Annotated in this window: 11 protein-coding genes and 5 pseudogenes; all 16 read right to left on the reverse strand. The window is 38.5% G+C overall.

Going from position 1 to position 7378, the window contains the following annotated elements:
• Positions 1 to 276: pseudogene (locus DFR77_RS11840) on the reverse strand (polymorphic toxin-type HINT domain-containing protein); the annotation flags it as partial.
• Between the two features lie 115 nt (positions 277 to 391).
• Positions 392 to 622, reverse strand: a complete 231-nt coding sequence (locus tag DFR77_RS11845) for a MafI family immunity protein (RefSeq protein ID WP_002259831.1) — start codon at positions 620 to 622, stop codon at positions 392 to 394.
• A gap of 166 nt (positions 623 to 788) precedes the next feature.
• On the reverse strand, positions 789 to 1061 hold the full coding sequence (locus tag DFR77_RS11850) for a hypothetical protein (RefSeq protein ID WP_002231818.1): 273 nt from the start codon (positions 1059 to 1061) through the stop codon (positions 789 to 791).
• Position 1062: 1 nt separating this feature from the next.
• Positions 1063 to 1413, reverse strand: a pseudogene (locus tag DFR77_RS11855) (polymorphic toxin-type HINT domain-containing protein); the annotation flags it as partial.
• Positions 1414 to 1594: 181 nt separating this feature from the next.
• Entirely contained in the window at positions 1595 to 1954 is a 360-nt protein-coding gene (locus DFR77_RS11860; protein WP_003693721.1) for a hypothetical protein, read from the reverse strand.
• A 2-nt stretch (positions 1955 to 1956) separates the two neighbouring features.
• Positions 1957 to 2556: pseudogene (gene mafB, locus DFR77_RS11865) on the reverse strand (polymorphic toxin MafB class 1); the annotation flags it as partial.
• 55 nt (positions 2557 to 2611) lie between these two features.
• Positions 2612 to 2893 (reverse strand): hypothetical protein, encoded by a 282-nt coding sequence (locus DFR77_RS11870; RefSeq protein WP_003693718.1) that lies wholly within the window; start codon positions 2891 to 2893, stop codon positions 2612 to 2614.
• A pseudogene (mafB, locus tag DFR77_RS11875) lies at positions 2871 to 3395 on the reverse strand (polymorphic toxin MafB class 1); the annotation flags it as partial. The pseudogene mafB (DFR77_RS11875) and the gene DFR77_RS11870, both read right to left, overlap by 23 nt.
• Before the next feature lie 47 nt (positions 3396 to 3442).
• Positions 3443 to 3778: a hypothetical protein gene (locus DFR77_RS11880; protein WP_002218743.1), complete on the reverse strand. Its 336-nt coding sequence runs from the start codon at positions 3776 to 3778 to the stop codon at positions 3443 to 3445.
• Positions 3775 to 4506 (reverse strand): polymorphic toxin-type HINT domain-containing protein, encoded by a 732-nt coding sequence (locus DFR77_RS11885; protein WP_003700253.1) that lies wholly within the window; start codon positions 4504 to 4506, stop codon positions 3775 to 3777. The genes DFR77_RS11880 and DFR77_RS11885 overlap by 4 nt, the downstream gene beginning before the upstream one ends.
• A 134-nt stretch (positions 4507 to 4640) precedes the next feature.
• Positions 4641 to 5184, reverse strand: a pseudogene (locus DFR77_RS11890) (suppressor of fused domain protein).
• Positions 5185 to 5310: 126 nt separating this feature from the next.
• Positions 5311 to 5538, reverse strand: coding sequence for a hypothetical protein (locus tag DFR77_RS11895; RefSeq protein WP_002236686.1), 228 nt, complete (start codon positions 5536 to 5538; stop codon positions 5311 to 5313).
• 58 nt (positions 5539 to 5596) lie between these two features.
• The gene (locus tag DFR77_RS11900) at positions 5597 to 5920 is read right to left on the reverse strand and encodes a ribonuclease E inhibitor RraB (protein WP_002242283.1); all 324 of its coding nucleotides are present in this window, start codon (positions 5918 to 5920) and stop codon (positions 5597 to 5599) included.
• Positions 5910 to 6263, reverse strand: a complete 354-nt coding sequence (locus DFR77_RS11905; RefSeq protein WP_002223396.1) for an immunity protein Imm33 domain-containing protein — start codon at positions 6261 to 6263, stop codon at positions 5910 to 5912. Before DFR77_RS11905 ends, DFR77_RS11900 begins: the two co-directional genes overlap by 11 nt.
• Entirely contained in the window at positions 6247 to 6783 is a 537-nt protein-coding gene (locus tag DFR77_RS11910) for a polymorphic toxin-type HINT domain-containing protein (protein WP_249033565.1), read from the reverse strand. Before DFR77_RS11910 ends, DFR77_RS11905 begins: the two co-directional genes overlap by 17 nt.
• A 158-nt stretch (positions 6784 to 6941) precedes the next feature.
• Positions 6942 to 7301 carry a hypothetical protein gene (locus tag DFR77_RS11915; RefSeq protein WP_002221998.1) on the reverse strand — a complete coding sequence of 120 codons (360 nt, stop codon included), beginning with the start codon at positions 7299 to 7301 and terminating at the stop codon, positions 6942 to 6944.
• Positions 7302 to 7378 lie beyond the last annotated feature (77 nt).

Consider the following 7378-nt stretch of genomic DNA (forward strand, 5'->3'; position numbering starts at 1 on the left):
TAAATCTTCCGCCTTAATCCATTTGCCGTCCGAATAAAACGGGTGGATGCGGTTGGAAATCAGGGTTTGGCTGTTGCCGATGCCGTCTGAAACTTTAATGTAAACGGTTTCCTGGTACGGATTGCCGTATCGGGCGGTAACAGGTTTGTATCCAGTTTTTCCACTGGTTTCATCTTTGGCGAAGACGCGGTCGCCGGCTTGAATATGGGCAATGGCTTTGTAGCCGTCTGCCGTTCTGACCAAGGTGCTGCCGTGGAAAGGGCAGGTGTAGGATTTTTGAAGAACTTAGTTTTCAATATCCTGTTTCAAATGAAGGAAATGCCGTCTGAAAATTAAACACGGTTTCAGAAGACCTTGTGATTGTTGGGTTTTTAAACCGACCTAATATTTATTAATCTGATGTACTTTCAATTCCAAATTCCTTATTAATAAAAGAGATTTCTTGGGATTCTTTTTCCGTAAGCTGGATATTGAAATCTTCAATATAATCACATAGCGTTTCAAAAGCTAGCAAACGTTCTGAAAAAGTAATGTACTCTAGTGTGGCATCAATTAGATTAGCGTCAATTCTATCTTCAAGAGATTTTCCTAAATTCTTTATTCGTTCGTCTAATGTTTCCATCTTTTAAATACTCATTATTTCATAAGGTTATATTTGAGATTAGTAAGCGTGTAGGTTGGGTCGAGACCCAACATTCTATGTTAATTGAAGAAAAGGTCGTTTGAAAAACTAAACACGGTTTCAGACGACCTTTGATTGTTGGTTTTTTTAACCTAACCTACGCTTGCTAATCAAAATTCCATTTTTCCGATATAGTATTTCTCCAAGCGTAACCACCAAGAGGTAAATTACTTAAGAGATTGACTGAGGAATCAATAGTGACAATTTCTTTTAAACTAACTATCACAGCATCTCCTTCATGAATTTCATTGCCATCTAAGAATTGCCACATTCCATCATCAGCATCATGCCATACTTCTAAGATTCCGTTTTTTTTAGACAAAATTCTTCTGGTGGTAATAACAGCAGTATTTTGAGGATCTTCAAATTTCCATTGCATGCGGTTTTGGTTTGACAACGGTTTTGCGGACGGTTTGGGTTCTGCCGCTTTCGGATAACAGTCTGCTTCCCGCTTTTAAATCTTCCGCCTTAATCCATTTGCCGCCCGAATAAAACGAGTGGATGCGGTTGGAAATCAGGGTTTGGCTGTTGCCGATGCCGTCTGAAACTTCAATGTAAACGGTTTCCCGATACGGATTGCCGTATCGGGCGGTAACAGGTTTGCATCCCGTTACCCCGCTTGCCTCGTCCTTGGAGAGGACGCTCTCGCCGGCTCGGATACGGGCAATGGCTTTGTAGCCGTCTGCCGTTTTGACCAAGGTGCTGCCGTGGAAAGGGCAGGTGTAGGATTTTTAAAGAACTTAGTTCTCAATATCCTGTTTCATTCATCAAAATGCCGTCTGAAAGCTGAATACCGCTTCAGACGGCATTTTGGTGGTTGGGTTTTTAAGCCAACCTACGCTTACTGAAAACCAAATTGAGTTTCAGACAGTTGTTAGGTTTATGTGTCCAATCTAACTTATATTTGTCCATTTAATCAGTTGTTTGTATTAAATTGCCATTATTTATTTTCCAATTTACTTTATAACTATCTTCATAATAATCTAATTCAAAAAAACCTGATATTTCAATATCCAATTCCATTATTGTTTTAATACATTTTTCAAAATAAATAATGAAATAAGATTTTACGCATGCACCAAAAAAAATATAGCTGCTCCAATTAAAACTATTTGTCGGGAAAACCCACCCGCTTTTATATATTTTTGCAGATTCTTTTTCTTCGATATTGAAGGGACAATTATTCCAAAAATTATTAATGTTTTCTTGGATGATTTTTATATCATCGTCAGAGCATTCAATCCATCCTTTTATGGAAACATATGATGCCATGTTTAATCTCCTAAACCTGTTTTAACAATGCCGCCTTTTGATTCAATATATGACTTAACTTGTGAATGAACACCGTATTTAAACCAAAATTCTGCACGTTTTCCCTGTTGGTTTGCTGCTTCGATGGTTGCTTTAATTTGCTTTCTATTTTTTTGATTTAAGAAATTTTTAGGTTTATCTATTGCTGAAATTGTTCTTTTGGCTTGTATTAAAGCATCATTCGTAACAGCGTCAATTTCTCTGCCGTTAATAAATTTTGATGAACCATCAGTTTTTCTTCTAATTAAATCTTCATAATGTATATCTAGAGCTTCTCTATACTTTGCATTTTGATATAACTGTCTCGCACTATCAGACAAAGCCAATTTCTTTTTATAAGAATCAGCAAAATCCCCGCTAACCGCAGCCTTCCCTGGTTTTGCCGCCTTTGCCAACTTCGCGACTTTGGCTGCTGCGGCAACGTTGAAGACGGCTTCGACGGTTTCGGCGGCATTGGGGTTTTCCTGTATCCACCGGTCAACGGCTTCGCGTATGGAATTTTCTCTATCAGAGAGATAACTCAATTTCCCGATAGCTGTAAATTCATAATCCGCCGATATGGGGAAAGGTCGTCTGAAAATTAAAAGCAGTTTCAGACGACTTTTTGATTTATGCTTGTTACGAAAAGTCTTCTAAATGATGGCTAATTGCCTTTTCAATAGTTGGATACCAATCCATAAATGAAGACTGTAATTCCTCTAAAACCAACTCATTGAACAAATCATCTAAATTTCTCCAATCCATTTTTTCATTTGGATAGAGGAAATTCGCCATAACGACAGTATGTTTATTTTGGGAGTAATCCGATAGGGCGCAAATCATCAGATACTGCCCCGAATGCTCCAGATAAAAAATTCTTTTTTCTAAGGAAGATTGATTATTTTGGTGTCCATTTCCCATTTTTTACCCTTTTTGACGTATTGGCTTTCGAGTTCTTAAATTGAGTTACCTGTCTTCCATCAGGAGTTAGAATAACCACTTTATCTCCTTTTACATAAACATGGTTTCCTGTGTCGGAATCTAAATATTGCTTTCCTTCGCGAACGACACGATTGGAATCTCCCACACTTCGATGAGAATCGTTTTTAGCTTCTTCTTTTCTTTGTTGGGCATGATTGGTTGGTTTTGGTTTAGGCGGACAATCATTATGAACCCAAACTCCTTCCGTTTCCGCCTGACTACCCTTGACGAAATAAGTATGCCAGTCGGCGACGGTCAGATTGTAGGCTTTGAGCGGTTCCGGTTTGACGGTAACGCTTTGAACGGTCTGCTCTGCACCGTTTTCAGCAAACAGCCTGCTTCCCGCTTTCAAATCTTCCGCTTTAATCCATTTGCCGTCCGAATAAAACGGATGGATGCGGTTGGAAATCAGGGTTTGGCTGTTACCGATGCCGTCTGAAAGCCGGAATGTACTTTCAGACGCATCGGATTTCCGGGTTTAATCCGCGCTTACGGACGCTTTTTAAATATAAAGAAGGAAATATCGTCTAACGCATCTTCGGCAAAACCTTGAAAATCCGGATTACCTTGTTTTGAGCGCAATAAAGCAATCACTTTATCGCAATCGCCGATATTTTCATGCATCCTGGCGAGATGTCCGAAACAGGTTAATGACAATCTGGCAATATCCAAGTCTTTATGCTTCGACAACTCCGTCAATTTCTCGGAAATCCAAGGGATTTCATCCTCCTCCGAGCTGAAGGTCATACCGAGCATACCATCAATAACACAATCTTTATTTTCAGAATAAATCATCTTTTCTACTTGTTCCTTATCAGCCATCATTTTTTGATTTTTCCTTTTGAATTAACCAATCCTGCTTTCTTTAAAGCATTTTGTTGATCAGTATGTAAATTTTTCCAGTTCCTTACATGCCCATGATACTCAGCAGAACCGTCATTAAAAATTCTAGTTTGGTTTAATACAACGATTTCATTATTGGTTTTATCAACTCCAACTCTTTGAGAAGATGTCGATTTAACTTGAACAGAGTTATCAAGGACAGCTTGCCCATTTGTTGGCGCTCTACTTTTCACAGAATTATCATTTTTACCATGATAAGGAGCATCTTTATATCGTTGGTTGCCTTTTCCATACGGACACTCATTATGAACCCAAACCCCTTCCGTTTCCGCCCGATTGCCCTTGACGAAGTAAGTATGCCAGTCGGCAACGGTCAGATTGTAGGCTTTGAGCGGTTTTGGTTTGACAACGGTGTTGCGGACGGTTTGGGTTCTGCCGCTTTCGGATAACAGTCTGCTTCCCGCCTTTAAATCTTCCGCTTTAATCCATTTGCCGTCCGAATAAAACGGATGGATGCGGTTGGAAATCAGGGTTTGGCTGTTACCGATGCCGTCTGAAACTTTAATGTAAACGGTTTCCCGATACGGATTACCGTATCGGGCGGTAACGGGTTTGTATCCCGTTTCTCCGCTTGCCTCGTCCTTGGAAAGGACGCGGTCTCCGGCTTGAATATGGGCGATGGCTTTGTAGCCGTCTGCCGTTTTGACCAAGGTGCTGCCGTGGAAGGAGCAGGTGTAGGATTTTTGAAGAACTTAGTTTTCAATATTCTGTTTCAAATGAAGGAAAGACCGTCTGAAAAACAAGCTTAATTTCAGACGACCTTTAATCAAATTTAAGAAAGCCCTTACCAAACAAACGGTTTCCTATTCATATCCGAAAGGTTGCCAACTTCATTATCCAACAAGAACTGCTCAAAAGCATTCCAACCCTTTTTTTCCACCAATTCGGCTTCCTGTTTATACAAGGGGACAAGCAAAGGGAAAACAATATTGTAGTGTTCGCCATAACAGACTTGGAAATCATCGTCGAAATAAAATGGGGCGGAAACATACAGTGCATCCATTTTTGTTGAATTAACAATGCTTCTAGGCAAATAAACAACCTGCCCCCGAAGAAGGATTTTTTTTATTCTCAATGATGGTTTCTGCTAACCATCTTAAAAATGGGAAAATCTGATTTTCATCATATTTTAAAGAACATACAAAAAGTATTTCAAATCTGCTTTTATAATTCAGATCATGTTTGCTTAACCCTAAAGTAATATAAGTTTTTAAATCCCTGTTAGGGGAAGAGGGAATAGCTGCGATATTTAATTTGTACTGACTTCCCGAATCGCTTTTCGAGCCATGAGAAATAGTGCCTATATATTTTTCAATATGATTAATCATATTTTTCTTAGCTTCCCATCACTGTATCGAATAATCATAAACCGGATTGAGACAAAACGCCTTGTTCCCATTGGTAGAAAGTCCGTCTGAAAAGTAAAAGCGTTTCAAACGGACTACGTTTGCCGACTATCCGACCCACTTTATTATCCAATGAGATTCTTGCAGGTATTCTTTTAATATTTCTAAGTTTTCGACCCAGTCATCGTAACTGTCAAATGATGAGAATTTGTCATTTGAAGATAACAGTATCAGAAATCCACCGGTATTTTCCTGGTCATCAATAATTTTTATGAATTTTTCTTCAGGATTGACTCCATTCAGGATAACCCCCAAAGTATTGAATTTTATTTCCATAGACATCCCCTAATCTTTAATGGGAATATGGTTTTTTCAACCCAACCTACACTTTTTGTTAGTTCCCATACGAACCAAAACCTTCATAATTACAATCATTTTTTTGTGCAATACCAAATAACGTAGTTTCAATAGCTAAAATGTTTTCAAGGGAAGGGACGATATTGACGGAACAATAGCAAGTCCACATTTCTCCGAATTCATCTTGTTCAATACTGATTTGAAAATCTTGCCGATAAGAAATGAGTTGGCTTTCTATTGATTGCAGATTTTTTTGAGAACCTCCTATAAAAAACTCTATTATCATAGGTTTTGTCAAATCAAACCCTAGTTCTTGATATTGTTTCAGTACATCTGAAGTAGATTTTTTGTCAATTATCATTTAATAGCAACTCATCAAACCATACGTCTTCATAACCGTTTTCCCCAATTAAAAAACGGTAACCGGGCGGAAGTGTCAAAAAGGGGATGATTTCGGGTCGCCATATTTGCAAATGGAAAGTATGCAAGGGCAGGAAAAAATTTTTATCATAGGAGAAGTTTTCACCGGCCCAGATATACCAACCGTTAGTATCACCTTTGGGACGGTGCCTTAACCCGTTAATCGGATACAGGTTTGCCTGTTTGACATTTTCAGCAACACCGATTTTTGAAACATCGGAAACAGGATATATTTCTGTATTATATTTTTTACAAATTATTATTTGTTCATTTTTTATTCCCATTACTCAGTTTCCTTTTCTGTTCTTTTGAATATCGGCTTAATCTCCCTCCTTGTTTTGCAGAACAAGTCGGACATTGCGGTTGTACTGATTCAATTGCTCTCATCTTAGATTTGTCAATTGTTCCTGTTTCATAATACTCGACAACTAATGGTTTTTTATGGTCGGCAATCATTTTTTCGGCTAATTTACCGCATTCAACGCAGGGTTTTCCTTGTACACTTTCTCGTTGCGCTTTTGTCGTTGCGTTATTTGGTCTCTTATATGGCGGACACGCATTATGAACCCAAACCCCTTCCGTTTCCGCCTGATTGCCCTTGACGAAGTAAGTATGCCAGCCGGCAACGGTCAGATTGTAGGCTTTGAGCGGTTTTGGTTTGACAATGATGTTGCGGACAGTTTGGGTTTTGCCGCTTTCGGAATACAGCCTGCTTCCCGCCGTTAAGTCTTCCGCTTTAATCCATTTGCCGCCCGAATAAAACGGATGGATGCGGTTGGAAATCAGGGTTTGGGTGTTGCCGATGCCGTCTGAAAGCCGGAACGTGCTTTCAGACGACCTTTATCGTTTCAGACGGCATTTTGATGGTTGGGTTTTTGAGCCAACCTACGCTTACTGAAAACCAAATTGAGTTTCAGACAGTTTTTAGGTTTGGGTGTCCAATCTAACTTATATTTGTCCATTTAATTAGTCGTTTGTATCAAATTTCCATTATTTATTTTCCAATTTACTTTATAATTATCTTCATAATAATCTAATTCAAAAAAACCTGATATTTCAATATCCAATTCCATTATTGTTTTAATACATTTTTCAAAATAAATAATGAAATAAGATTTTACGCATGCACCAAAAAAAATATAGCTGCTCCAATTAAAACTATTTGTCGGGAAAACCCACCCGCTTTTATATATTTTTGCAGATTCTTTCTCTTCGATATTAAAGGGACAATTATTCCAAAAATTATTAATGTTTTCTTGGATGATTTTTATATCATCGTCAGAGCATTCAATCCATCCTTTGATGGAAACATATGATGCCATGTTTAATCTCCTAAACCTGTTTTAACAATGCCGCCTTTTGATTCAATATATGACTTAACTTGTGAATGAACACCGTG

The sequence above is a fragment of the Neisseria gonorrhoeae genome, from assembly GCF_003315235.1.
GTDB lineage: Bacteria > Pseudomonadota > Gammaproteobacteria > Burkholderiales > Neisseriaceae > Neisseria > Neisseria gonorrhoeae.

Bases quoted from the DNA above. Each gene is read 5' to 3' on its own strand.
- DFR77_RS11845 (WP_002259831.1), bottom strand. From the start codon at position 622: ATGGAAACATTAGACGAACGAATAAAGAATTTAGGAAAATCTCTTGAA.
- DFR77_RS11850 (WP_002231818.1), bottom strand. From the start codon at position 1,061: ATGCAATGGAAATTTGAAGATCCTCAAAATACTGCTGTTATTACCACC.
- DFR77_RS11860 (WP_003693721.1), bottom strand. From the start codon at position 1,954: ATGGCATCATATGTTTCCATAAAAGGATGGATTGAATGCTCTGACGAT.
- DFR77_RS11870 (WP_003693718.1), bottom strand. From the start codon at position 2,893: ATGGGAAATGGACACCAAAATAATCAATCTTCCTTAGAAAAAAGAATT.
- DFR77_RS11880 (WP_002218743.1), bottom strand. From the start codon at position 3,778: ATGATGGCTGATAAGGAACAAGTAGAAAAGATGATTTATTCTGAAAAT.
- DFR77_RS11895 (WP_002236686.1), bottom strand. From the start codon at position 5,538: ATGGAAATAAAATTCAATACTTTGGGGGTTATCCTGAATGGAGTCAAT.
- DFR77_RS11900 (WP_002242283.1), bottom strand. From the start codon at position 5,920: ATGATAATTGACAAAAAATCTACTTCAGATGTACTGAAACAATATCAA.
- DFR77_RS11905 (WP_002223396.1), bottom strand. From the start codon at position 6,263: ATGGGAATAAAAAATGAACAAATAATAATTTGTAAAAAATATAATACA.
- DFR77_RS11915 (WP_002221998.1), bottom strand. From the start codon at position 7,301: ATGGCATCATATGTTTCCATCAAAGGATGGATTGAATGCTCTGACGAT.